This window comes from Microbacterium candidum (assembly GCF_030315975.1).
GTDB classification, from domain to species: Bacteria; Actinomycetota; Actinomycetes; order Actinomycetales; family Microbacteriaceae; genus Microbacterium; species Microbacterium candidum.
The window spans coordinates 202,808-226,174 of record NZ_JASXSZ010000005.1 but is presented as its reverse complement, the minus strand read 5'-3'; the positions used below and the strand labels follow the sequence as shown (position 1 = coordinate 226,174).

Genomic DNA, 23,367 nt, shown 5'->3' with positions numbered 1-23,367 from the left:
TTCAGCCGCCGTAGCGGCGGTCGCGCGACCCGTAGTCGCGGATCGCCCGCAGGAAGTCGACCTCGCGGAGGTCGGGACCGAGGGCCTCGACGAAGTAGAACTCCGAGTGCGCCGACTGCCACAGGAGGAAGTCGCTCAGCCGCTGCTCGCCCGACGTGCGGATGACGAGGTCGGGATCGGGCTGTCCGCCCGTGTAGAGGTGCTCGCCGATCTGCTCCGGCGTGAGGCTCGCGGCGAGCTCCTCGAGCGACCCGCCGGTCGCGTCGTGCTGGGCGATGATGCTCCGCACCGCGTCGACGATCTCGCTGCGGCCGCCGTACCCGACGGCGAGGTTCACATGCATCCCGGTGTTGCCCTGCGTGCGCTCCTCCGCCTCGCGCAGCACCCGCGCGAGCTCGGGCGGAAGCAGCTCCGCCCGGCCGACGTGCTTGATGCGCCATCCCGGCACGCGCGAGATGTCGTCGGCGAGCTGGGCGATGATGTCGTTCAGATCGGCGATCTCCGCGATGTCGCGCTTGCGCACGTTGTCGGTCGACAGGAGGTAGAGCGAGACGACCTTCACGCCGATCTCGTCGCACCACCGCAGGAACTCCTGCATCTTGGCCGCGCCGGCGCGGTGCCCGTCGGCGGGTGACTCGTAGCCGAGCTGGCGCGCCCAGCGACGATTCCCGTCGATCATCATGGCGACGTGGCGGGGCACCGACTCGGGCTTCAGACCGCGGCGCAGACGATTGATGTAGAGCCGGTAGAGAGGGCCCTGGCCTTCATCTGCCCGGTCGCGCGTCACTCGTCAAAACTACCCGCCCAGGGCCCGCTCGCGCACCTGAGAGGATGCCGCTATGTACCCGCTGCGGCATGCGGCGAGCCATAGGCTCGCATAATGAGCAAGCGCAGCGTCCGCGCGCCGGAGATGCCCGAGCTGCCCCTGATGGCGGCCGCCGATGCCGATGCGGCCGCGGCAGACATCAAGCCCACGTGGCGCGGCTGGATCCACGCCGCGACGTTCCCCGTCGCGATCGCGGCCGGCATCGTCCTCATCTGCCTCGCGGACGGCACGCCCGCCAAGTGGGCCTCGGCGGTGTTCATGGCGACGTCGCTGCTGCTGTTCGGCAACTCGGCGCTGTACCACCGGTTCAACTGGAGCCCGCGGACGAAGACCATCCTCAAGCGCATCGACCACGCCAACATCCTGCTCCTCATCGCGGGGACGTACACGCCGGTCGCCGTGCTCGCCCTGCCTCCGCGTGAAGGCGCGATCCTCCTCATCCTCGTGTGGACCGGCGCGCTCCTCGGGATCCTCTTCCGCGTCTTCTGGATCCACGCCCCGCGCTGGCTGTACGTCGCGCTGTATCTCGCCCTCGGCTGGGCCGCCGTGATGTACATCGTCGATCTGTTCCACGCGAACGCGGCGATGATGGTGCTGATCGCGGTCGGCGGCATCCTGTACACGCTCGGCGCCGTCGCCTACGCGCTGAAGAAGCCCAATCCGTGGCCCGGGACCTTCGGATTCCACGAGATCTTCCACGTGTGCACGGTGCTCGCGTTCCTGTGCCACTGGACGGCGTGCCTGCTCATCGCGCTGCACCCGTACGTGCCGTCGCTCGGCATGCCCGCCTGACCCGCGACGAACGCGGGAAGAAGCGCCCGAAACGGCTCAGCGCTGCGGGTCGATGTCCTCGTCGTCGACGTCGGTCGCGCGCGTGGCGGCGTCGGCCTGCTCCTCCGCATCGAGCTCCTCGCGCACCTCGGCGCGATAACGGCCACGACGGATGCGGCGCATCATGTCCCACACGAGGAGCACCACCGCCACCGAGAGGATGGCGATCAGCGCGAAGCCGGCGACACCCGGGGTCACGAGGTTCGGGTCGACGTCGGTCGGCGACGGCGACGGCGTCGGGGTCGCTGCGGCTGCGCGTGCGATCGCGGCGGTGACGGCGTACATGTGTCCTCGTTTCGCGCTCGGAGCGCATAGCCTGGAGTTCCAGCCTATTCCCCTCGAAACACCGGTATGACGACACAGGACATGCTCGACGAGCGCTACGGGCGCCGCCGCGCCGCGCGGTCGCGGCGCACCACGCTCATCGCCGTCATCGCGGTCGCGGCCGTCATCGTCGGCTGGTTCGGCTGGTACACGATCACCGATTCGTCCAACAGCATCGAGGCCGAGGCGACGGGCTTCAGCATCCCGGACCAGCACTCCGTGTCGGTGACCTTCCAGATCACCTCTCCCCCGGGATCCGCGCTCGCGTGCATCATCGAGGCCGACGACGAGCAGCACGGCATCGTGGGCTGGAAGGTCGTCGAGTATCCCGCATCCTCGGCCCACCATCGCGCGTTCACCGAGATCGTGCCGACGGTCGGGCAGGCGATCACGGGTTTGGTGAACACCTGCTGGGTGACGTAGTCTTCCAGCACAGCACGAACCGACGCCCTGGCAAACGCCGGGGCGTCTTGGCATATCCCCCGTCGACGTTAGGAGAACGCCGTGTCCGATGACGCCCAGGTGACGTTCCTCACCCAGGACGCGTACGACCGCCTCGCCACCGAGCTGGAGCAGCTCTCGACGACCGGCCGCGAGGAGATCGCGAAGCGCATCGAGGCGGCCCGCGAAGAAGGCGACCTCAAGGAGAACGGCGGCTACCACGCCGCCAAGGACGAGCAGGGCAAGCAGGAGGCGCGCATCCGCACCCTTCAGGAGCTGCTCAAGCACGCCAAGGTCGGCGAGGCGCCGGTCAGCAACGGCGTCGTGGAGTCCGGCACCGTCGTGACGGCCGTCGTCGCCGGCGGCGAAGAGGTCTTCCTCCTCGGCAGCCGCGAGATCGCCGTGGGCAGCGAGCTCGACGTCTACAGCGAGGCCTCGCCGCTCGGCTCCGCGATCCTCGGTCTCAAGGAGGGCGAGAAGACCTCCTACACGGCCCCCAACGGCCGCGAGATCGCCGTGGAGGTCCTGAAGGTCGAGACGTACGCGGGACAGTGATTCGAGCGTGCACGGGGCCTGTGCGGCCCCGTGCACTCAGTCCTCTACGACCGTGGGCCGGAATCCGGCCTCTTCGAGCGTGCGGATGACGAGACCCCGGTGCTCCGCGCCGCGCGTCTCCACACTCAGCTGGAGGATCACCTCGCTGATCTGCATCCCCTGCCCGTGGCGGGTGTGCAGCACCTCGATGACGTTCGCCCCTGCGATGGCGAGGAGCTCCGACACGCGGGCGAGCTGACCGGGACGGTCGGGCAGCGGGATCCGCAGGCTCATGTACCGCCCGGATGCCGCGAGGCCGTGCGCGACGACGCGCTGCAGCAGCAGCGGGTCGATGTTGCCGCCGGAGAGCACGAGCGCCGTCGGGCCGGTCGGCTGCACGACCCCCTCCAGGAGCGCTGCGACCCCGACGGCGCCGGCGGGCTCCACGACCTGCTTCGTGCGCTCCAGGAGCACGAGAAGGGCGCGCGCGATGTCATCCTCGGTCACCGTCACGACGTCGTCGACGAGCTCTTTGATGATCGCGAACGGCAGGTCACCCGGGCGCGCCACCGCGATGCCGTCGGCGATCGTCGGCATCGTCTCGACCTCGATCGGGTGGCCGGCGCGCAGCGATGCGGGGTACGGCGAGGCGTTCTCGGCCTGCACCCCGACGATCCGGATGCGGCGCCCCTCGGCCGCCGCGCGGGCCTTGGCCGCCGCGGCGATCCCGGCGATGAGCCCGCCTCCGCCGATGCCGACGACCAGCGTCTCGACGTCCGGGACCTGATCGAAGATCTCGATCCCGAGAGTGCCCTGGCCGAGGATCACGTCCCGGTGGTCGAACGGGTGGATGAGGACGGCCCCGGTGCGATCGGCGAACTCCGCCGCGAGGCGCAGCGGCGTCTCGACCGTCGCGCCGTCGAGGACCACATCGGCGCCGTACCCGCGCGTCGCGAGCAGCTTCGGCACCGGCACCCCGAGCGGCATGAAGATCGTCGCGGGGATGCCGAGCTGCTGGGCCGCGAGGGCGACACCCTGAGCGTGGTTGCCCGCCGACGCGGCGACGACGCCGCGGGCGCGCTCCTCGGCCGTGAGCCGGGAGAGCCGGTAGGTCGCGCCGCGGATCTTGAAGGAGCCGGTGCGCTGGAGGTTCTCGAGCTTCAGATGCACCGGGGCGCCGACGACATCGCTCAGATGCTGCGACTCGAGGACGGGCGTCGTCGCGATCTGTCCGCGCAGCGCGGCCGCCGCATCCTCGAACTCCGCCAGTGTGGGGATACTGCTCAGGATGCTGCTGTTCACGCGCTCTCTTCTCTTCTGCTGGTCTTCCTGCGCCGCCGCTCGACGGGCACCGTGCTCCAGATGAGGTCGGCACCTGCGGTCGTATCGCCCGTCTCCCAGCCGCGGTCGGCCAAGTACACCGCCACGACGTTGACGAAGGCGGCGAGGGGGACGGCGAACAGCGCACCCGGGATGCCGGCGACCAACGCGCCCCCGGCGACCACCAGCACGACGGCGAGCGGGTGGACCTTCACGGCGGAGCCCATGAGGAGCGGCTGCAGGACGTGTCCCTCGAGCTGCTGCACCGCGAGGATGACGACGAGCATCCACAGCGCGATCCACGGGCCGTTGTAGACGAGGGCGAGGAAGACGGCGAGCGTGCCGGTCACGACGGCACCGACGATCGGCACGAAGGCGCCGAGGAAGACGAGGACGGCGACCGGGATGGCGAGCGGCACACCGAGGAAGTACGCGCCGAGTCCGATGCCGACCGCGTCGATCGTGGCCACGAGCAGCTGGGTGCGCGCGTAGTTGACGACCGACACCCAGCCCGCAGCGCCGGCACCCGTCACCGCGGGACGGGCGGCCCGCGGGAACAGGTGCGTCGTCCAGCGCCAGATGCCGGCGCCGTCGGCGAGGATGCACAGCAGGATGAAGAACGCGAGCACGGTGCCGGTGGCGATGTGGCCGATCGTGCTGCCGATCGAGAGGGCGCCGGACCACAGGGCGCTCCCCTGCTCCTGCAGGAGCTTCAGGCCCTCGGCGAGGAAGTCGTTGATCTGCTTCTCACTCAGCTGCAGCGGGCCGGTCATCAGGAAGTGGCGGAACTCGTCGACCGCGGCGAGGGTGCGCTCCTGCACCGACGGCCACTGGTCGGTGATCTGCCACACGACGAGCCACAGCAGCCCTCCGATGATCGCGATCGTGCCGACGACGGCGATCACGACCGCGAGCCACCGCGGGACGTGGCGGCGCAGCATCCACGTGAACACCGGCCACAGGAGCGCGGTGATGAGGATCGCGACCAGGAGCGGGATCACGAGGAGATTCAGCTGGATGACGAGCCAGATGAGGACGCCGACCGCCGCCGCGACCACCAGCAGACGCCAGGCGTAGGCTGTCGCCACGCGCAGACCGTGCGGGATCGAGGGCGAGATGTCGGTGGTGACCGTGCGCATCCGCAAGGCGTCGAGGAACCGGCCGCGGGCCGTGTCGTCGGGCTTCTGGGCGGGGCCGCTCATCAACCCAGTCTAGGGGGCGGACATATTCCGCACGGGAGATGAATACCCTTCCCTTTCCACTGTAACGCGGGGAGGGGGCCTTGCCGCAAGGGCCCCCCTGTGGGGCAAGATCGTGGGTCTGCCACGAGACCGGAGCCGCATACATGACGACAGTGACCGCATTCGACCTCCCCGAACGACTCCACGCGAAAGCCGCCCCCGCCCTCATCGCGCACGACGAGGATCACTTCGCCCGCATCGCCGCCACCCTCGACGAGCAGATCTCCGCGCTGTCGGAACGGCTCGACGCCGAGCGCCTCGCACCGGGCGGCGGCGGACAGGCTGCGCTCGAACGCGACCTCGAGATCCACCGGCTGACGGCAGCGCTGCGGATGCTGCGACGGTTCGGTCTCGACCTCTGCCTCGGCCGCATCGTCGCGGAGGGCGCGGACGAGCCCACGTACATCGGCAGGCTGGGGCTGACGGATGCCACCGGCCGGCGCCTCCTCGTGGACTGGCGGACGCCCGCGGCCGAGCCGTTCTTCGCCGCCACGCACGGCGACCCGGAGGGACTCGTCAGCCGTCGGCGCTACCGCTGGTCGCACGGCCGGATCGTGGACTACTGGGACGAGGTGTTCGCCCCGGATCCGTGGACCTCCGACACGTGGAGGGCCGAGCGTGCCGCGCTCGACGACCAGTCGGCCTTCATCGCCAGCCTCGGCACGAGCCGCACCGCGCACATGCGGGATGTGCTCGGGACCATCCAGGCTGATCAGGACGCCGTCATCCGCGCGAGCTCGCGAGGGCCGCTCGTCGTCGACGGAGGCCCCGGCACCGGCAAGACCGTCGTCGCGCTCCACCGCGCGGCCTACCTCCTGTACAGCGACCCGCACCTGGGCGACCGCAGGCGCGGCGGCGTGCTGTTCGTGGGGCCGCACAACGCGTACGTCGCGTACGTCGCCGACGTCCTGCCGAGCCTCGGCGAGGACGGCGTGCAGACCTGCACGCTGCGCGATCTCGTCGCCGAGGGCGCGACAGCCGTGCCGGAGGCCGACCGCAGCGTCGCACGTCTGAAGGGCGGAGCGGACATGGTGCGCGCCGTCGAGCGCGCCGCCGAGCTCCTCGAGCAGCCGCCCGCATACGACATGATCATCCAGACCGAGTGGGCCGACATCCGGATCTCGTCCGCTGACTGGGCGGCCGCGTTCGCGGCCGTCGAGCCGGGGCTGACCCACAACGAGGCGCGCGAGCAGGTGTGGGAGACCATCCTCCAGATCATCGCGTCGCGTGCCGCGAGCCTCGGCCTCGAGGCGCGCCCCCTGCACCGGGCGCTCGCACGGGACGAGGCGATGCGCAAGGCCCTGGATCGTGCGTGGCCGCGCGCGGAGGGCGCCGACCTCGTGGCACGTCTGCTGACGGATGCCGGGCATCTGACCGAGTGCGCGCCGTGGCTCTCCGCGGAGGAGGTCGCGCTCCTGCAGCGTGCCGACGGGCACGCCTGGACGGTCGCCGACCTCCCCCTCCTCGACGCGGCGCGGCAGCGGATCGGCGCCCCCGATGCCGCCGAGATCGAGCGCGGACGCGACGCGACCCTCGCCGCCGAACGCGAGTACATGGCCGACGTCGTCGACAGCCTCGTCGCATCCGACGTCGACGGGGAGTCGGTGCTGTCCTGGATGATGCGAGGCACCAACAGCGGCGAGGACGTGACCGAGAGCCTTGTCGACGAGGCGGTGCTGGAGGCCCGCGACCTCGATCTGCTGGCCGGTCCGTTCGGGCATGTGATCGTCGACGAGGCGCAGGAGCTGACGGATGCCGAGTGGCTCATGCTGCTGCGCCGGTGCCCGTCGCGGAGTCTCACGATCGTCGGCGACCGCGCTCAGGCCCGGCACGGCTTCCCGCAGACGTGGGAGGAGCGTCTCGCCCGCGTCGACCTCGACCGGGCCAGGGTCGCTTCGCTGCGCGTCAACTACCGCACCCCCTCGGAGGTCATGGACGAGGCGGCGCCTGTCATCCGGTCGGTCGTCCCGGACGCGAACGTGCCGACGTCCGTGCGGTCGACCGGCGTGCCCGTGCGGTACGGCATCTTCTCGGAAGCCGATGCGATCCTCGCCGACTGGATCTCGACCCACGACGAGGGCGTCGCGTGCGTGATCGGCGACCCCTCTCGTCCCGACACCGCGCGCATCCGTTCGCTGAGCCCCGAGAACGCGAAGGGACTCGAGTTCGACCTCGTGGTGCTCGTCGACGGGGAGGCGTTCCCACCCGGTCTGGAGGGGACCGTCGACCGCTACGTGGCGATGACCCGTGCCACGCAGGAGCTCGTGGTGCTCTCGTAAGCCGTCACTCTCCGTCGACTCGCCCCAGAAGTAGGACACGCCGGGCGTGTCGCGTACATCTGGGGCCAGTCAACGAGGGGCGCGTACATCTGGGGCCAGTCGACGAGGGGGATGTCGGGGGTCGTGGCTAGGCTGGCGCGCGTGAAATCGACCCTCAGCATCCCCGAGGCGCGGCGCATCGCGCTCGCCGCGCAGGGGTTCGCGCGGCCGCGGCCGGCGGTCGCGTCGGCCCGGCATCTCCGCTCGACGATCGAGCGGATGGGCGTGCTGCAGATCGACTCGGTCAACATCTTCGCGCGCAGCCACTACATGCCGCTGTTCTCGCGCGTAGGCGCCTACGACCCGGCGGCACTCGATCGGCTGCTGTTCGCGCGGCGCCCGCCGTACGTGGAGTCGTGGGCGCATGTCGCGTCCTTCATCCCGGTCGGCGACTGGGGGCTCTTCGGCTTCCGGCGCGAAGACCTGCGTCGCAAGTACGGCCGCGGAGGCAGCTGGTACGCGGAGAACCGCGACATCGTCGACTGGGTGCGCGCAGAGCTCGCCGCCCGGGGGCCGCTGCGGCCCGCTCAGATCGACCACGACGCCAAAGAGGCGCGGCGCGGCCCGTGGTGGGACTGGGACGTCGTCAAGAACGCCCTCGAGCACCTGTTCCTGTTCGGAGAGGTCGCGATCGCAGGGCGGCGCGGGTTCGAGCGGCGCTATGCGCTCGCCGAGCAGGTGATCGCCTCTCACATCCTCGACGCGGACGTCCCGCGAGCCGACGCACTGCGCGAGCTCATCGCCCGCGCGGCGCGCGCCTACGGCGTCGCCACCGCCTCCGATCTCGCCGACTACTGGCGCATCACCGACCGGCCCGCGCTCAAGGCGGCGATCGGGGAGCTCGAAGACGACGGAGTGCTGCAGCCGGTGACGGTGCGCGGCTGGGAGCTCGCGGGCCGTCCGGCACCGGCCTGGGTGCACGCGGATGCCGTGCTCCCCCGCCGCGTCGACGCGTCCGCGATCCTCACGCCGTTCGATCCGCTCGTGTGGTTCCGGGGTCGCGCCGAGCGCCTGTTCGACTTCGAGTACCGGATCGAGATCTACACGCCGGAGCCCAAGCGGCGCTTCGGCTACTACTCGCTTCCGGTGCTCGTGGGCGACGACGTCGTGGGCCGCGTCGACCTGAAGGCCGATCGGGCCGCATCCACGCTTCTCGTGCAGTCCGCGTGGTGGGAGCACGGCCGGCCCGACGACGCGGCGGCACGCCTCGCCGAGGAACTGCGGCTCGCGGCTGCCTGGCGGGGTCTCGAGCGCATCTCGGTGTCGCGGTGGGGCGATGCGACCGACGACCTGGCGGACGTGCTGCCCGAGGCCGCACGGCACGACGTGCGCACGTTCGCGGCTCAGGTGTAGACCGGCTCCAGCCCTAGCCATGCCGCGAGCGCGGCGATCTCCGCCTCGACCGCATCGGAGATGCCACGGGTGAAGGGGACATCCTCGTGGACGGCGTGGATGCGGAACACCCCGGCCTTGCGGTCAGCCTTCGCGTCGAGCTTCCCGACGAACCGGTCGCCGTGCAGGATCGGCAGCGCGAAGTACCCCCACCGGCGCTTGGCTGCAGGCTTGTACATCTCGAGGATGTACTCGTAGCCGAACAGCTCCTGGAGGCGGATCCGGTCGAACACCAGCCGGTCGAAGGGCGAGAGGAGCGCGGTGCGGGGCTCGAAGTCCTCGGCCGCCGTGAGGGCCGCCGCATCCACCCGCCACTGCCCGTCTGTGCCGTCCACCGTCGCGAGCTCGCCGACGCCGCCGACATCGACGGGCTCCGTCGGCTGGGCGACGCCCTTCTCGCGGGCGATGCCGAGCGCGCCCAGGCGCCGCTCGGCCCGCTCGCGGGCGGCATCCTCGTCGGCCACGTCGGGTCCAGCCGCGGGATAGATCCGCTCCGAGAGGTCGAACAGCCGCCCCTTGGCGTCCCGCCCCCACACGGCGACGTCTCCGCACGCGGTCAGCACCTCGAGCATCTGCTGCGCATTGCGGTTGTTCGTCCAGCCGCTCGAGCGCCACGAGACCTGCGCCGTGTCGGGCACCTCGGCGGCGTGCAGCGGACCCTCATCGCGCAGCCGTGCCACCACGTCGCGCCGGAACACCTCGTTGGCGGCGAGCCATTCGCGGGTCTCCCGCCAGCGCGGCGCCCGGCGCATGTCGGTCCGCAGCAGCGGCAGATCGGTCATCGGACGGTAGAAGCCGCCCCACTCGAACACGGCGCGGTCGACCTGCTCGATCCGCGCGAGGTCGGCGGGCTGGTAGGGCCAGCCGAGTCGGCTCCACAGGATGAGGTCGGCACTCGGGGCGACCGCGGCGGTGGGCTCGATGTTGACGATCGTGAGCCCGTCGACCGTTTCGACGATGTCGGCCGGGCGGCGCGCGGAGAGCAGCTGCGCGGTCACCGCGACGCGGCGAGCGGTGTCCCGATCGAGCGAGAGCACGTCAGAACTGGACGCGCGGCGGCTCCGAGATGGCGGCCCCGTCGACGACCTCGAAGAACTCGCGCTCGGCGAAGCCGAGACGACGGGCGAACATGTTGTTCGGGAACACCTTGATCTTCGTGTTCAGCTCGCGCACCCCGCCGTTGTAGAAGCGCCGGGAGGCCTGGATCTTGTCCTCGGTGTCGACGATCGACTGCTGCAGCTGCAGGAAGTTCTGGCTCGCCTGGAGCTGCGGGTAGGCCTCGGCGACGGCGAAGAGCGATCGCAGCGCCTGCTGCATGTGGCCCTCGGCCACTCCCGCTTCGGCGGGCCCCGTCGCCGACAGCGTCTCGGCACGCGCCTGGGTGACGTTCTCGAACACCGCCTTCTCGTGCGCGGCGTATCCCTTCACCGTCTCGATGAGGTTGGGCAGCAGATCGGCCCGCCTCTTCAGCTGCACGGTGATGTCGCTCCACGCCTCGTCCACGCGCACGTTCAGCTGTACCAGCGAGTTGTACGTCGCCCACAGGTAGATGCCGACGACGAGCGCGAGCACGACGACGATGAGGACAGGGATCAGCCATTCCATGACGCGGAACTCCTTCGAGGTCTCCCTGAATCCTAATGGTGGAGAATCCCCACTCCCTGAGGCTGTAGCCGGACTCTCAGGCCTTATTCACCGAGCACGCGGTCGAGGTACGTGTTGGCGAAGAGACGCTTCGGGTCGAGGCGATCCCGCAGGGCGACGAAGTCGTCGAACCGGGGGTAGCGGTCGCGCAGGATGCCGGCATCCAGCGTGTGCATCTTGCCCCAGTGCGGGCGTCCGCCGAACGAGAGCATGATCTGCTCGACGGCCTGGAAGTACTCGGTCGGGTCCTCCCGCCAGTAGCGGTGGACGGCGATGTAGCCCGAAGCGCGCCCGTGCGCGGTCGAGAGCCACAGGTCGTCGGCCGCCGCGAAGCGCACCTCGACGGGGAAGGAGATCCGCCAGCCTCGCTGCTCGATGAGGGCGCGCAGCGCCTCGAATGCGGGACGCACGTTCTCGATGGGCAGCGCGTACTCCATCTCGCGGAACCGCACGTCGCGGTTCTGCGTGAGGACGCGGTTCGACAGGTCGGTGTACTCGCGGTTGCCGGTGAGCTTGACCGCCAGACGCGAGAACGATGGGATGATGCCGGGAACCACCGTGCCGACGCCGCAGACCATGCGGTAGACGCCGTTGGACAGCAGCTCCTCGTCGATCCACTTGCCGACGGCCGGCAGCGGCTGCCGGCGCGCGTCCTCGGGCAGACGCGCCTGCGTCTTGGTCAGCGCGACGTCGGTGTGCGGGAACCAGTAGAACTCGAAGTGATCGGCGCCGGCGACGCGCGCATCCAGCGTCTCGAGCACCTCCGCGAGCGGCTCGGGGTGCTCCACGGCCTGCAGCGCGAACGCCGGCACGCACTGGAGGGTGATGTCCACGAGGATGCCGAGCGCCCCGAGGCCGAGCGCGACCGCGGGCAGCAGCTCGGGGTTCTCGTCCTCGTTCACGGTCAGGGTCTCGCCGACTCCGGTCACGAGCGTGGCCCCGACGATCTGCGTCGCGATGCCGCCGAAGCCGGCGCCCGTCCCATGGGTGCCGGTCGAGACGGCGCCCGAGATCGACTGCCGGTCGATGTCGCCCAGGTTCTGCATCGCGAGTCCGTACGGCGCCAGGAGCTTCGGCACCTGGTGCAGCCGGGTGCCGGCGAGGAGCGTCACCCGTGACCGCTCGCGATCGACGGCGACGACGCCGGAGAGAGCGGCCAGATCGAGCAGCACCCCGGGGGCGACGGCGATGCCCGTGAACGAGTGACCGGCGCCGACGGCCTTGATGCGCATGCCGCGCTGTGCCGCCGCCTGCACGGAGCGCTGGACGGCGCTCGGGCTCGCGGGCATCTCCACGCGCTGCGGTCGCACACGGGCCGAGCGGCCCCAGTTGCGCCACTCTCCACCAGGTCGAGTCACAGGAACGCCTTCCCCTCGCCGCGGTACGTCGGAACCTCGCCCACGATGCGGTCGTCGTCGATGAGCAGGTAGCGGTCGATGCGCTCGGCGAGCTCACCGCTCTTGGCGTGGCGGAACCACACGCGGTCCCCGACCCGCATGGTGCGGGCGGCCTCCCCCTGCAGCGGGGTCTGGACCTCCCCGGTGCCCTCGCGGCCGAGCGTGTGCAGCCCCTGCGGCCACACGGCCTTCGCCTGCCGCGAGCCGAGCGGAGGCCCGGAGGCGACCCATCCCCCACCGAGCACGGTCGCGATGTCCGGCAGCGGCTTGCGCACGACGTCCATCGCGAAGGCGGCGGCGGGCGCCGGGTCGAAGATGCGGTAGCCGTCGAACAGGTGGCCGGCGAGCAGTCCGCTGCCCGCCGTCACCTCGGTGACGGCCTGGTCGGATGCGGTCAGCTCCAGCGACCCCGTGCCGCCGCCGTTGACGAACTCCAGCGGCGCGATCTCGCGAAGCGCCGCCACGATCGCGGCGCGACGCTCGAGCAGCTCCTGTCCGGAGCGCCGCTGCATCCATCGGATGACGCTCGCATCGGCGCCCGCCGCATCCGGCTGCCCCGCGATCTGCGCCTCGTACATCATGAGGCCGACCAGGCGGAAGCCCGGGCGGGAGGCGATCGCGCGCGCGAGGTTCGCGACCTCTCCCACGTCGTGCACGGGCGACCGGCGGACTCCGATGTGGCCGAGCGCACCGCCGCGCCAGGACGCGTCCGCGTCGATCGCGACGCGGATCTCCGCTCGCGCCGTCGCAGGCGCCACGGCGTCGACGAGATCGAGCTGGGCGAGGTCGTCGACCATGAGCGTCACGCGCGCGGCCGCGGTCTCGTCGGCGGCGAGCCGCGCGATCGCGGCGCGATCGACGGTGGGATACCCGAGGACGACGTCGTCGCGCTCCTCGGCCAGCCACAGCGCCTCCGCGAGTGTGAACGCGAGGATGCCCTGATACCCGGGCAGTGCGAGAGAAGCGTCGATCACCTCGCGCACGCGCACCGACTTGCTCGCGACGCGGATGGGCACGCCGCCCGCGCGCACCGCCATGTCGAGGGCGTTGTAGCGCAGAGCGGCGAGGTTGATGACACCGACGGGGGCCGAGACGTCCGCGATCGCGCGGGTCATCGCCCCCCAGTAGGCGGCGGGGTCGTCCCACGGACGGCCTCCGGTGGCAGTGGTCGCCGGCGACGCAGCAAGCAGTTCGATCGTCATGGAATACGCTCCCTCGGGCCTCATCGTACGAGCATCGAATCACTGATCACTCGCGCGGACAGCGATGTCCAGCGGCCTCTGCGTGAACTGGGACGAGTGTCCCAGTTCACGCAACTTTATACAGCCACGGCGGAATCCGCAAAAGCGCGAGGAGGCCGCGTCCGGTGCACCCCCGGAAGACGTGGGGCCGGCTCTCCCGAGTCGGCCCCACACCCCGATCATTTCTGTTTCGGGCTCCTGCGCACGATGAGCCACGCGCCGATGGCCGCCAGCGCGATCACTATGAGGCCGATGCCGAGCCCGGCCCAGACGCCCGGGTCGATGGATGCCGGCGCCGCGGAGTCGGGCGCGGCGGTCGGCGCCGCATCCCCGCACACCGGCTTCGCGGAACCCGCTGCGGGGGTTGCGGTGGCCGCCGCATCCGGCGCGTACGTGAACACGTAGGAACCGGACACGGGATGCCCGTCGGACGACACCGCCCGCCACTCGACCTCGTACGTTCCGGACGGCCCGAGCGCCACGGGCGACGTCATGTCCGTTCCGGAGAGCGCGGGACACGCCGTCTCGTAGTACCGGCCGTCGGGGCCCTTGACCTGGATGATCTCCGCGCCCTCACCGCCGATGAGGTCGCCGCTGAACGAGATCGTCACGGCGCTCACCCCCGTGGTCGTCCCGTTGGCGGCCGGATCGGTCGACACGATGGAGTCGTGCGCCGATGCCGACGATGCGAACGTCAGGACACCCGCGAGCGCGACGACGGTTCCGACGAGGCCCAGCCGCAGCCCGCGGCGGGCGCGCACGCCGCTCATTCGCGTCGCCGTCCGCGCAGGAGAACCGCCGCGGACAGCACCGCACCGACCGAGAGCACGAGCGCCGCGATGCTGAGGCCCAGCGCGATGCCGTCGGAGGAGGCGGATGCCGCCGGTGCCTCCGCGGCCGTCGCGGCCGGGCTCGGCGCCGCATCATGACCGCCCGCCGGAGCGGTCTCCCCGATGTACAGGACAGGTGCGGGCTCGAGTGTGTCGTCCTTGGCGACGTCCGCGGGCGTGGCCTTCCATTCGACGACCTTGCCGTCGCTGTACGTCTGGGTGACGGGCAGGACGATGTGGCCCGTGTCCGGCAGCGGACCGAGCGCGACGGTGAAGGTCTGGAACTGCCCCGGTGCGATCTCCTGCCCGGGCTCTGCCTGGAAGGTGACCGTGCGCGGCGCCTTCGTGATCGTGTTGCCCGAGACCGTCACGGGTTTCGGCAGGGTCTCGGTCTCGACCGTGGCGGTCCAGCCGGGCGTCGGGCGGTAGCTGACGCTCGTGATCGGGGTGTCCTCGGGCAGATGGACGACGATCTTCGTCGTGCCGGCGGTCGTGGACTCGTCGGGCGCGCGGAAGGTCACATACGCCCATCCGCCCGCCGTGCCCTGGTTCGGGTCGATCGTGACGTGGGCGCTGGCCGCGAGGGGCGCCGCGAGGACGAGGGCTGCTCCGAGGGCGGCGCCGGTGAGGATGCGGGCAAGGGGTTTTCTCTGCATGTCGTGCTCTCTGTGCTGCGCGCGGAAGCGCCTCCGGGCGCGCGAAGGATGAAGGAGGTCGGGGTCACACGGTGACCGGCGGACCCCTTCGCGGTGCGACGGAGAGCAGCAGGAGGCGCGCTGCGGTGACGCGCGCCCGGATCGAGAAGAGGATGCGCGGCCCTTGCGGGAGCGCGAAGCCCTGCACGAGGCGCGCCAGGAACGTCCAGCCGACGAGGTCGAGGAGAGCCTTGACGGCACGCTCCCCCGCGCCGAACGCGAGAACGGTGAGGATCGCAGCGCACGCGTGCGCGACCCACATCCCCGGGGTCGCCATGACATGCGCGTCGAGGGCCGGGAGCATCGCCGGCATCGCGTCGTGCATGTGGGGCGCGGCGGGCATTCCGGGGACGACGCGGCCGACGTCGGCGACGCCCACCTGCAGCAGCGCATGGAAGACGAACTGGCTCACCGCCACCGCGACGGCGAGGCGCGGCCACGAGAGCCGTCTTCCGGCGAGGAGGACGCACACCGGGACCGCGACGGTGAGGGCGAGGAGCACACCGAGCAGCGGCGCGGCATGGCCGGCTGCAGCGGAGTGCGACAGGGATGCGACGAAGACGGCGAAGGCGGCGGCGAGGATGCCCCGCCATGCACGCGCTGCTCGCGTCCCCATGTCCGATCCCCTCGATGCCGTCCCATCGAGTCTATTCCGCGCGCGGGAGCCGACAGTCGAGCCGCCGCGCGCCTGCTTTGATGTACGCATGCAGACGACCCTGTCCGCGGCCGACTTCTTCGCCGCGAAGCTCGCGTATGAGACCGACCCGTCCGACCTCGCGGCAGCGCGTGCCTCCGGGAACCCGCCGCTCGTCGTGGACACGCGCAGCGAGGCATCGTGGCGGCAGGGACGGATCCCGGATGCCGTGCACATCCCGAACAGCGAGCTGGCGGCGCGCATCGCCGAGGTGGCTCCGGGGCTCGACCGCGAGATCGTCGTCTACTGCTGGGGTCCCGGCTGCAACGGCAGCACGCGCGGCGCCCTGATCCTCACCTCTCTCGGCTACACCAACGTCAAGGAGCTGATCGGCGGGTTCGAGTACTGGGCGCGCGAGGGGCTTGCCGTCGTCACCGACGAGGGGCGCACCCGGCGCGCCGCCGACCCCCTGACGGCGCCCGTCGCCTGACCGCTCGGAGCCGCAGCCATGCGCATCCTCGACACCTTCGACGACGCCCTCATCGCCCAGCTCCGTGAGACCCACGAGTTCTTCTGGCTGGATGCCACCGGGCTGACCGCCGAGCAGATCAAGCACCTCGGCACGCTTCTCGACCTGCATCCGCTCGCCATCGAGGACAGCGTCAAGTTCGGGCAGCGTCCCAAACTCGACGCCTACGGGGACACGGCGCTCCTGGTGCTCGAGGGCGGCGTCGCCTCGAGGCCCGAGGACGAGAATCCGCATCCGCTGGAGGAGATCCACTGCCACCTCAGCGGCGACTTCATCGTCACGCTGCACCGCAACCCGTTCCCCGAGTTGCAGACGCTGCGGACGCTGTTCGAGCATCACACGACCAAGCGCAGCGAGCAGTACCACGTGTACAAGATCGTCGACGTGATCGTGGACAGCTTCTTCCCGATCCTCGCCGACCTCGATGAGGAGATCAACGATCTCGAGGACGCCATCGTTTCGGGCGCCGGGCGCCGGGAGCTCGCAGAGACCTTCCGCCTCAAGCGCCTGCTGCTCGTCCTTCGCAAGGCCGTGGTGCCGATGCGCGACGTCTTCGCGCGCGAGATCGAGGTGATCGCGGATCTCGCCGGTCTCGAGTCCGACAGCCACGACTACTTCCGGGATGTCTACGACCACCTGATCCGCATCACGGACGAACTCGACTCGTACCACGAGATGGTGGCCGGATGCACGGACCTCTACCTGTCGACAGTCGCGAACAGGCAGGGCGAGACGTCGAAGCAGCTCGCGATCATCGCGTCGATCTTCCTGCCCTTGAGCTTTCTCACCGGCTTCTTCGGCATGAACTTCACGTGGGAGATCGCCAACATCCTGGTCGGTCCGTGGGCGTTCTTCGCGCTCGGAATCGGGACGATGGCCGTCGCCGCGGGCTCGATGTGGCTGTTCTTCCGCCGCAAGGGCTGGACGGGAAACGACGCGTGAAAGCGCGGAAACTCGCGGCATCGCTCAGCCCGTGCGGACCTCGACAGCGATTGTTAGGCACGGACCGGTGTGCTCCCCAGGTGCACACCGGGTCCGGTGCCTTCGACGCTCCGCCCCCAGAGCGTTGCGTCCTGATCACTGTAACCGATCCTTGTCCCCCATTTGGGGGACAAGGATCATCCTTGAGGGAATCCTGAGGTTCGACGATCCGACCTCGGGGATCGGCGCCTCCGAGGCGACGTGAGCAACTAGCATGCCTGCATGGTCTTTTCTGTTCTGGACGCCTGGGATCGCGTGGCAGAGGCGCGCAGTCGTGTCAGGGCTGCGTGGACCGTGTGGGCGGTGGGCGCCGTGTTCGTCCTCGTCTGGGTCGTGTTCCTCGTCCTGGAATCGATGTGGGAGACGATGACTACGCGACGCACGCCTGCCATGGACGAGCACGCCGCCCCCTCGCCGCGGAGGTAGGCGCCGGATCAGTTGATGATCTCGCCGCGCCCGCCCGCGTCGAGCGCGGCCAGCTTCGCGCGCCAATCCTGAAGCGCCTCGGGCGACAGACGCGTCCAGTCGAGCACTTCGCGGACGATCCGCAGCGGCTCGGTGCTCCGGTACGAGCGGGTGGGGTTGCCGGGGAACTTCTTGTCCGTCACGTTGGGGTCGTTCTCGAACTCCCCCGTCGGCTCCACCTCGTACACCCTCGGCTCCGCATCGCCGGCCGCGAGCTCCGCGGCCATCCCCGCCCCGTCGCGCAGCGCCGTGAAGTAGATGTGGTTCATGACGACCTCGGGCCGATAATTCGACCGGAACCCTGCGGTCAGCAGGTCGCCGACACCCAGGTCGGCCTTGGTGCCGTGGAAGAACGGCCCCTCGTCACGCTCGTCGGTCATCGGCCCTCCGCGTCGGTCGGCTTGCGACTAGAGCCGGCCCAGACGGTGGCTCAGGAATCCCCCGAGTTCTCGCATTCTGGGGATCGCGAGGCGCGTGGCCGGGCTGGAGATGCCGACGGCGCCCATGAGGTTGCCGCCGAGTCGCAGGGGAACTGCGACGCAGTGCACGCCCTCGTAGGTCTCCTCGAGGTCGAACGCGTATCCGTTTGCGCGAGCGGCCTCCACGTCGGCGCGCAATGCGGTCGCATCCTTCAGCGCGTGGGCGCTCCCTCCTTCGAATGTGAGCCGACCCAGGAGCTCTTCGAACGCATCGGCCGGAAGTGCGGAGAGGTACGCCTTGCCGAGTCCCGAGCAGTGCATGGGGCGCGTCGCGCCGAGCCGCTCGGATACGCCGAGCACGTGGAACGTCGGGAAGTAGGCCAGGTAGATCATCATGGTGCCGGCGGGGACGCCGAGCATCGTCGAGTCGCCGGTCTCGTCGCGGATCTGGGCGAGGATCGGGTCGATCATCTGGCTCCAGTCCGAGCCCGGGTCTTGCTGCGCGACCAGATTGAGGAACCTGGAGGGCACCGTCGCGTAGCGCTTGGTGTCGGGGTCGCGGGCGACATAGCCGGTCGTGATCATCTCGGAGAGCAGCCGGAGCGATGTGCTGCGATTGATGTCGAGTTCTCGCGCAAGTTCGGCAGCGGTGTACGGCCGCACAGCCAGGAGCTCGTACGTCTTCATGATGCGCCCGATGAGTGTCTCCGGGACGCGTGTGCCGGCCGGCATGGGGACATCAGACTGCTCAATGCTCATCACACGTCCTCCTCCTCACCCGAGACCCGGGAACATCCCGGCGACGACTGAACGGTTTCGCCGGAACGACTCGTGGACCCGTTCGTTCCATCCGAAGACCTGCACGGATGCGAGCCCGTCGAAACCCGCGATGCGGAGGGCACCCGCCGCTTCCGTCCAATCGATCTCCCCTGCACCGATATCGAAATGCTGATGGACACGGTAGTCCAGGCCACGTGGGTTGACGATGGATCGCTCGGGACGGAATGTGTCTGCGAGATGGATGTGGTCGAACCGGCCGGCCGCGGCATGGATCTGCTCGGCGGTCGTCCCGCCGAGGTATCCGAAGTGGGCGAAGCAGTGGAGGTAGCGGATCCGGCCGGATCCGATTTCCTCGAAGAGTTCGAGAGCGCCGGTCGTCGTCTCTATGAAGTCGCCCGGGTGTGGTTCGATGCTGAGTTCCATATCTTCGCGCTCGAGGACGGGCAGGATCTGTTCGATCGAGCGGAGGAACGCCGCCCGACATTCGATCGGGGCTTGAGGCGAGCCGACGAGCTCGGAGTTCAGTCGGCTCACCCCGAGCCTCGCTGCGGCGTGTATCCCGTCGATCCACCATTCGACTGCGTTCCTGCGGACGTCCTCGTCGGTTGCCGCCCAGTCCTGGATGACCGCGACAGCGGCGATCTCAGCGGTGGCGGCGGCGACCCGGCGCGCGTCGGCCAGTTCACCGGGGGATGCGACCAGAGGGCCGAACGCGGGGATGACATCATCTCTGTTGCCGAGTTCGACCGCGGTGTACCCGGTCTCGGCTGCGAGTGCCAGAGCGTCGCCGAGGGGGCGATCGATGACGGGTCCGATGTCTACGGCGACGATCATGTGTTGGGTCCTTCCGCGCCCGCCTCGACGTTGGTGGCGGTGATGCTGATGATGGCTTTGCCGGTGACTCGCCCTGCTCGCAACGCCGTGAAGGCGTCGTTGATCTGCTCGAGCGGCCACTGGTGGATCTCGGGAAGACGGATCGCGCGGGATGCGGCGAGGTCGAGAATGTGCTCGAGGTCCGCGCGGCTCCCGGATCGGATCCCCTGCAAGGTTGCTTCATTGCGCGAGACGGCGCCGAAATCGAAGTCCGGCACCGTCGCGTAGCCGGCAAGCAGATAGAGCCCGCGGGGCGCGAGCGCGTTGATGCCCTGCTGGAATGCAGTCGCCACCCCGGTGCAGTCGATGATGACCGCCGGCTCGGGCAACGCCTCGTCGATGCTGGGAACAACGCGGTGGCCGAGTTGGGCGAGGGCACCGGCGCGCTGGGGGTTCGGCTCGACTACTTCGGTCACGACCCCGGCCTCGCGCAGCATCTCGGCACTCAGGTGCCCGATGGGTCCGCCGCCGAGGACGAGGACCCGGTCGGGCGCCCGCACGAGCGCTTGGCGGACGCTGTTCGCAGCCGTCGCACCACTGTCCACCAGCGAGGCGACCTCGGCGTCTGCCAGGGCGTCCGGCACCGGCACCAGTTGCGCCGCATGGACGCGGACGATGCCGGCGTAAGCGCCCGGAGCGCCGAGCACGCCGGTGATCGAGCGCAGGTGCCGACACAGGCGTTCGTCGCCGGCCTCGCAGAGCTCGCAGGCGCCGTCGCCCGTGAAGAGTGTCATCGTGACGCGTCGGCCGATCCATTCGGCAGCTGCGGATCCTGCCGCGACAACGACACCGACTGGCTCGTGCCCCAGCGTGAACGGGAGCTGCGGGCGATAGGCCTGTCCGTCCAGGATGTGCAGATCGGTGCCGCAGACGCCGCAGGCGGACACCGCGATAAGGACGTCGTCATCACGGGTGATCATCGGGGGCGCGACCGTGGACAGGTCGAGGCCGGCTGCGGGAATCGTCGTCAGCTGTGCGGCACGCATCGTGGGGGCTTCGTCGCCCATCGGGCCTCCTGGGGGAGTAGTTGTGCTCAGATGATACGTGAAGTTGCGTGGTTCGCAACAGCTGATTTCGCGCCGATAACGATCCGTTCAGACCATCGGATCGCCGTATTCGCCTGTTGACATGCCGCGCGAGAGTGTTCTAGCTTCAACCTTGTTCCCGTTGATCTGACGCACTGGTGCGTCAGACGCAACATCGCAAAGTAGCGATCTGGAGTTTCATGATGAACAAGCGAAATCGGCTCATGGCAGCTGTCGGGGTAGTGGCCGGGGTCGCCGCCGTCGCCACTGCATGCTCCTCACCCACGTCGAGTGCACCCGCCGGCACTCCTGACGCGGCAGCCATTGCCAAGGGGTGTGACGTCGGCCACAACGTGACACTGAACGTCGGCCTGTCAGAGGCGGGCGACGTCATCGGCACCAACTTCAAGAATCTGACCCAGGAATTCGAGAAGCAGCACCCCAACGTCAAGGTCGACGTGCAGGCGAAGGACTTCGCGTCCTCGCTGTCGACGATCAAGCTCGTGATGTCCGGAGACAATCCGCCCGACCTCATGCAGGGCAACAGTGGATGGTCCATCGACGGCGCGTTGTGGAAGGCGCACCTGATCGCGAACCTCGACCCGTATGCGCAGCACTACGGCTGGTTCGACAAATTCCCCGACTCGGCCCTGGTCGTGAACCGGTTCAGCGCAGACGGCAAGACGCTCGGCGAAGGAAACCTCGTCGGCCTGCCGCAGGCGATCCAGTACGTCGGCGTGTTCTACAACAAGAGGCTCCTCGACCAGCTCGGTGTGACCGACCCGACGACCTTGGACAAGGCGGGCCTGATCGCGTCGCTCGACAAGGCGAAGGCCGCGGGGATGACGCCGGTCATGCTCGGCGACTCGGACAAGTGGCCGGCGCTGCACAACCTCTCGCTGTTCAACGGCTGGTACGTCCCCGCCGCCCAGATCAACCAGTGGGTGTTCAACCGCACGGGATCGAACTACGACGATGCCGGCCACCTGAAGGGCTCCACCGACTTCCAGGACTGGATGGCGAACGGATACTTCAACAAGGACGCTCTTGCGACCAGCTTCAGCGACGCGACGGCCCGTTTCGGCAAAGGCGAGGCCCCGTACTTCATCACCGGAACGTGGGCGCTCGGCGACGTCGAGAAGGCGCTCGGCAACGACGCGGGGTTCATGCTCTTCCCAGCTGGTGCCAGCGGAACGCACGAGGCCGTCGGCGGTTACAGCCTCCCCTGGACGATGTCGACCAAGTCGAAGAACCCCGCGTGCGCCGGGCAGCTGCTCGACTTCATCACCACGAGCTCCGCGGCCGTGGATGCGCAGATCGCCTCGGGCCGCCCGTCTGCCACGAAGGCCGGCGCGGACGCACAGATCAGCGACCCGCTGCTGACCCAGATGGTGCAGCAGTACAAGAAGCTCAGCGACGACAAGGGCCTGTTCACCTGGGAGGACTGGCCGACGCCGACGATGCTCCAGTACATGGGTTCGCAGGCTCAGCTCCTCCTCGGCGGGCAGCTGACCCCGAAGGCGTACAACGAGTCCATCCAGAAGAACTGGTCCGACTACATGGCCACGCGCTGATCTCCCGGTGGGAGGCGCGCTGCCATGCGCCTCCCACCGCGGTTCAGCACCCCAGACCCCCGAATGAGAAACGGATGAATATGAACGACAAGGTGATCATCACCGTCACGGTCGACTGCTCGATGTCCTACCCCGGTTTCGACCGGATGCCGGCGATCGACGATGTCGAGACAGTCGCTGACGAGTACATTCGCGCAATCGACGCCGGCGCATCGCTGGTCCACCACCACGGCGTGCACCGGCTCGAGGACACTATCCAGGAGGACGGTCGCCAGCTCTCGCGCACCGACTTCCAAGGCTGGTCCGACCTCACCGAGGCCATCCGGTCCGAGCGCGACGCGATCATCCAGTTCGGCATCGCCAGCGCCCGGCTCGAGGAGAAGATCGAGCTGATGAAGCTGGGACCGGACATGATGTCCTACGCGTTCAACGTGCACGACGAGTACTTCCGGCCAGACCCGGCTTACCCCGCCAACGAGCAGTACGCCATCCACCCGCGCTCCGAGCTCGAGGCGTTCTCGGCCGCCGCGCTGGAGCACGGCGTGAAGCCGGAGATCGAGTGCTTCTACTCCGGCGCGTTCTGGAACCTCGAGTACATCCGCGAACAGGGCCTCCTGCAGGACCCCGTCTGGGCGACCCTGTTCCTGGGGTGGCCGGGCGGTGCGTGGACTCCCCCGACCCCGGACTCCCTGCTCCACCTTGCCAAGCACGTTCCCGACAACGTCAACTGGAACTGCAGCGTGATGAACTCGCAGCAGCAGTGGCGGATCCTCGCCCTCGCGATGAGCATCGGCGGGCACGTCCGCGTCGGCTGGGAGGACAACCCCTACCTGCCGGACGGCACTCCCTCCCGGTCCAACGCGGAACTCGTCGAAGAGGTCGTCAAGCTCGCCCGACTCATGGGCCGCGAAGTCGCCACACCGGACGAGGCCCGCGAGATCATCGGCCTCCCGGTGAGGGTCGCCCGCTGACTGTCGGCAACAAGATGGACACCGTGGTCGATCTCCAAAGAACCGCGCCAGCCGCTGTGTCGGCGCCGACGCCTCCGCGTCG

Annotated in this window: 25 protein-coding genes; 10 read left to right on the top strand and 15 right to left on the bottom strand. The window is 69.5% G+C overall.

The genetic code is table 11. The features are described 5' to 3' along the window. Position 1 precedes the first annotated feature (1 nt). A complete protein-coding gene (locus QSV35_RS15655; RefSeq protein WP_286289732.1) occupies positions 2–787 on the bottom strand; it encodes an isoprenyl transferase in 786 nt (261 codons plus the stop codon). 123 nt (positions 788–910) lie between these two features. On the opposite strand from QSV35_RS15655, the gene trhA reads away from it, so the two are divergent. Next, a complete protein-coding gene (gene trhA, locus QSV35_RS15650) occupies positions 911–1,618 on the top strand; it encodes a PAQR family membrane homeostasis protein TrhA (protein ID WP_286289897.1) in 708 nt (235 codons plus the stop codon). A gap of 36 nt (positions 1,619–1,654) precedes the next feature. Here trhA and QSV35_RS15645 read toward each other — a convergent pair whose 3' ends face one another. Continuing rightward, positions 1,655–1,942 (bottom strand): hypothetical protein, encoded by a 288-nt coding sequence (locus tag QSV35_RS15645; protein WP_286289731.1) that lies wholly within the window; start codon positions 1,940–1,942, stop codon positions 1,655–1,657. Positions 1,943–2,008: 66 nt separating this feature from the next. Here QSV35_RS15645 and QSV35_RS15640 point away from each other — a divergent pair, with 66 nt between their 5' ends. Together QSV35_RS15640 and greA are read left to right on the top strand one after the other, a co-directional pair. Then, entirely contained in the window at positions 2,009–2,404 is a 396-nt protein-coding gene (locus QSV35_RS15640) for a DUF4307 domain-containing protein (RefSeq protein ID WP_286289730.1), read from the top strand. 81 nt (positions 2,405–2,485) lie between these two features. Continuing rightward, complete coding sequence (gene greA, locus QSV35_RS15635) at positions 2,486–2,977, top strand: transcription elongation factor GreA (protein ID WP_286289729.1); 492 nt, start codon at positions 2,486–2,488, stop codon at positions 2,975–2,977. A gap of 36 nt (positions 2,978–3,013) precedes the next feature. Here greA and ilvA read toward each other — a convergent pair whose 3' ends face one another. Continuing rightward, positions 3,014–4,243, bottom strand: coding sequence for a threonine ammonia-lyase (gene ilvA / locus QSV35_RS15630; RefSeq protein WP_419956860.1), 1,230 nt, complete (start codon positions 4,241–4,243; stop codon positions 3,014–3,016). A gap of 11 nt (positions 4,244–4,254) precedes the next feature. Continuing rightward, positions 4,255–5,478, bottom strand: coding sequence for an AI-2E family transporter (locus tag QSV35_RS15625; RefSeq protein WP_286289727.1), 1,224 nt, complete (start codon positions 5,476–5,478; stop codon positions 4,255–4,257). A gap of 143 nt (positions 5,479–5,621) precedes the next feature. On the opposite strand from QSV35_RS15625, the gene helR reads away from it, so the two are divergent. Next, entirely contained in the window at positions 5,622–7,796 is a 2,175-nt protein-coding gene (helR, locus tag QSV35_RS15620; RefSeq protein ID WP_286289726.1) for an RNA polymerase recycling motor ATPase HelR, read from the top strand. A gap of 141 nt (positions 7,797–7,937) precedes the next feature. Continuing rightward, a complete protein-coding gene (locus tag QSV35_RS15615) occupies positions 7,938–9,188 on the top strand; it encodes a winged helix-turn-helix domain-containing protein (RefSeq protein ID WP_286289725.1) in 1,251 nt (416 codons plus the stop codon). Here QSV35_RS15615 and QSV35_RS15610 read toward each other — a convergent pair. The 7 genes from QSV35_RS15610 to QSV35_RS15580 all read right to left on the bottom strand — a co-directional run bounded on the left by QSV35_RS15610 (position 9,179) and on the right by QSV35_RS15580 (position 15,650). Next, positions 9,179–10,264: a DNA glycosylase AlkZ-like family protein gene (locus tag QSV35_RS15610; RefSeq protein WP_286289724.1), complete on the bottom strand. Its 1,086-nt coding sequence runs from the start codon at positions 10,262–10,264 to the stop codon at positions 9,179–9,181. The genes QSV35_RS15615 and QSV35_RS15610 overlap by 10 nt on opposite strands. Before the next feature lies 1 nt (position 10,265). After that, positions 10,266–10,832 carry a LemA family protein gene (locus QSV35_RS15605; protein WP_286289723.1) on the bottom strand — a complete coding sequence of 189 codons (567 nt, stop codon included), beginning with the start codon at positions 10,830–10,832 and terminating at the stop codon, positions 10,266–10,268. Positions 10,833–10,915: 83 nt separating this feature from the next. After that, positions 10,916–12,229: a D-arabinono-1,4-lactone oxidase gene (locus tag QSV35_RS15600; RefSeq protein WP_286289722.1), complete on the bottom strand. Its 1,314-nt coding sequence runs from the start codon at positions 12,227–12,229 to the stop codon at positions 10,916–10,918. Next, a complete protein-coding gene (locus tag QSV35_RS15595) occupies positions 12,226–13,470 on the bottom strand; it encodes an alanine racemase (protein ID WP_286289721.1) in 1,245 nt (414 codons plus the stop codon). Before QSV35_RS15595 ends, QSV35_RS15600 begins: the two co-directional genes overlap by 4 nt. A gap of 218 nt (positions 13,471–13,688) precedes the next feature. Further along, positions 13,689–14,279, bottom strand: a complete 591-nt coding sequence (locus tag QSV35_RS15590; protein ID WP_286289720.1) for a copper resistance CopC family protein — start codon at positions 14,277–14,279, stop codon at positions 13,689–13,691. Then, positions 14,276–14,995, bottom strand: coding sequence for a YcnI family copper-binding membrane protein (locus QSV35_RS15585; RefSeq protein WP_286289719.1), 720 nt, complete (start codon positions 14,993–14,995; stop codon positions 14,276–14,278). Before QSV35_RS15585 ends, QSV35_RS15590 begins: the two co-directional genes overlap by 4 nt. Positions 14,996–15,059: 64 nt before the next feature. Next, positions 15,060–15,650: a hypothetical protein gene (locus tag QSV35_RS15580; protein WP_286289718.1), complete on the bottom strand. Its 591-nt coding sequence runs from the start codon at positions 15,648–15,650 to the stop codon at positions 15,060–15,062. An 88-nt stretch (positions 15,651–15,738) separates the two neighbouring features. Here QSV35_RS15580 and QSV35_RS15575 point away from each other — a divergent pair, with 88 nt between their 5' ends. From QSV35_RS15575 to QSV35_RS15565, 3 genes are all read left to right on the top strand, one after another. Beyond that, positions 15,739–16,158: a rhodanese-like domain-containing protein gene (locus QSV35_RS15575; RefSeq protein WP_286289717.1), complete on the top strand. Its 420-nt coding sequence runs from the start codon at positions 15,739–15,741 to the stop codon at positions 16,156–16,158. 18 nt (positions 16,159–16,176) lie between these two features. Next, positions 16,177–17,139: a magnesium transporter CorA family protein gene (locus QSV35_RS15570; RefSeq protein WP_286289716.1), complete on the top strand. Its 963-nt coding sequence runs from the start codon at positions 16,177–16,179 to the stop codon at positions 17,137–17,139. 261 nt (positions 17,140–17,400) lie between these two features. Beyond that, positions 17,401–17,604 (top strand): hypothetical protein, encoded by a 204-nt coding sequence (locus QSV35_RS15565; protein ID WP_286289715.1) that lies wholly within the window; start codon positions 17,401–17,403, stop codon positions 17,602–17,604. Positions 17,605–17,612: 8 nt separating this feature from the next. Here the strand turns inward: QSV35_RS15565 and arr are convergent, their stop codons facing one another. Genes arr through QSV35_RS15545 form a run of 4 tightly spaced genes read right to left on the bottom strand, consistent with a single transcriptional unit; the run spans position 17,613 to position 20,722 of the window. Next, a complete protein-coding gene (gene arr / locus QSV35_RS15560) occupies positions 17,613–18,023 on the bottom strand; it encodes an NAD(+)--rifampin ADP-ribosyltransferase (RefSeq protein ID WP_286289714.1) in 411 nt (136 codons plus the stop codon). A gap of 27 nt (positions 18,024–18,050) precedes the next feature. Next, positions 18,051–18,821, bottom strand: coding sequence for an IclR family transcriptional regulator (locus tag QSV35_RS15555; protein ID WP_286289713.1), 771 nt, complete (start codon positions 18,819–18,821; stop codon positions 18,051–18,053). A gap of 15 nt (positions 18,822–18,836) precedes the next feature. Beyond that, positions 18,837–19,676 carry a sugar phosphate isomerase/epimerase family protein gene (locus QSV35_RS15550; protein WP_286289712.1) on the bottom strand — a complete coding sequence of 280 codons (840 nt, stop codon included), beginning with the start codon at positions 19,674–19,676 and terminating at the stop codon, positions 18,837–18,839. Further along, positions 19,673–20,722, bottom strand: coding sequence for an alcohol dehydrogenase catalytic domain-containing protein (locus tag QSV35_RS15545; protein WP_286289711.1), 1,050 nt, complete (start codon positions 20,720–20,722; stop codon positions 19,673–19,675). Before QSV35_RS15545 ends, QSV35_RS15550 begins: the two co-directional genes overlap by 4 nt. A gap of 371 nt (positions 20,723–21,093) precedes the next feature. Between QSV35_RS15545 and QSV35_RS15540 the strand changes: the two genes are divergently transcribed. Both QSV35_RS15540 and QSV35_RS15535 read left to right on the top strand, forming a co-directional pair. Next, entirely contained in the window at positions 21,094–22,314 is a 1,221-nt protein-coding gene (locus tag QSV35_RS15540) for an ABC transporter substrate-binding protein (protein WP_286289710.1), read from the top strand. A gap of 74 nt (positions 22,315–22,388) precedes the next feature. Continuing rightward, a complete protein-coding gene (locus tag QSV35_RS15535) occupies positions 22,389–23,285 on the top strand; it encodes a beta-keto acid cleavage family enzyme (RefSeq protein WP_286289709.1) in 897 nt (298 codons plus the stop codon). The last annotated feature ends 82 nt before the right edge of the window (positions 23,286–23,367 follow it).

Excerpts from the sequence above, each read along its gene's own strand:
- QSV35_RS15565 (WP_286289715.1), top strand. The coding sequence starts at position 17,401 with ATGGTCTTTTCTGTTCTGGACGCCTGGGATCGCGTGGCAGAGGCGCGC.
- QSV35_RS15545 (WP_286289711.1), bottom strand. The coding sequence starts at position 20,722 with ATGGGCGACGAAGCCCCCACGATGCGTGCCGCACAGCTGACGACGATT.
- QSV35_RS15585 (WP_286289719.1), bottom strand. The coding sequence starts at position 14,995 with ATGCAGAGAAAACCCCTTGCCCGCATCCTCACCGGCGCCGCCCTCGGA.
- QSV35_RS15625 (WP_286289727.1), bottom strand. The coding sequence starts at position 5,478 with ATGAGCGGCCCCGCCCAGAAGCCCGACGACACGGCCCGCGGCCGGTTC.
- QSV35_RS15535 (WP_286289709.1), top strand. The coding sequence starts at position 22,389 with ATGAATATGAACGACAAGGTGATCATCACCGTCACGGTCGACTGCTCG.
- QSV35_RS15605 (WP_286289723.1), bottom strand. The coding sequence starts at position 10,832 with ATGGAATGGCTGATCCCTGTCCTCATCGTCGTCGTGCTCGCGCTCGTC.
- QSV35_RS15580 (WP_286289718.1), bottom strand. The coding sequence starts at position 15,650 with ATGGGGACGCGAGCAGCGCGTGCATGGCGGGGCATCCTCGCCGCCGCC.
- trhA (WP_286289897.1), top strand. The coding sequence starts at position 911 with ATGCCCGAGCTGCCCCTGATGGCGGCCGCCGATGCCGATGCGGCCGCG.
- QSV35_RS15590 (WP_286289720.1), bottom strand. The coding sequence starts at position 14,279 with ATGAGCGGCGTGCGCGCCCGCCGCGGGCTGCGGCTGGGCCTCGTCGGA.
- QSV35_RS15575 (WP_286289717.1), top strand. The coding sequence starts at position 15,739 with ATGCAGACGACCCTGTCCGCGGCCGACTTCTTCGCCGCGAAGCTCGCG.
- QSV35_RS15555 (WP_286289713.1), bottom strand. The coding sequence starts at position 18,821 with ATGAGCATTGAGCAGTCTGATGTCCCCATGCCGGCCGGCACACGCGTC.
- arr (WP_286289714.1), bottom strand. The coding sequence starts at position 18,023 with ATGACCGACGAGCGTGACGAGGGGCCGTTCTTCCACGGCACCAAGGCC.
- QSV35_RS15550 (WP_286289712.1), bottom strand. The coding sequence starts at position 19,676 with ATGATCGTCGCCGTAGACATCGGACCCGTCATCGATCGCCCCCTCGGC.
- QSV35_RS15645 (WP_286289731.1), bottom strand. The coding sequence starts at position 1,942 with ATGTACGCCGTCACCGCCGCGATCGCACGCGCAGCCGCAGCGACCCCG.
- QSV35_RS15640 (WP_286289730.1), top strand. The coding sequence starts at position 2,009 with ATGACGACACAGGACATGCTCGACGAGCGCTACGGGCGCCGCCGCGCC.
- QSV35_RS15595 (WP_286289721.1), bottom strand. The coding sequence starts at position 13,470 with ATGACGATCGAACTGCTTGCTGCGTCGCCGGCGACCACTGCCACCGGA.
- helR (WP_286289726.1), top strand. The coding sequence starts at position 5,622 with ATGACGACAGTGACCGCATTCGACCTCCCCGAACGACTCCACGCGAAA.
- QSV35_RS15570 (WP_286289716.1), top strand. The coding sequence starts at position 16,177 with ATGCGCATCCTCGACACCTTCGACGACGCCCTCATCGCCCAGCTCCGT.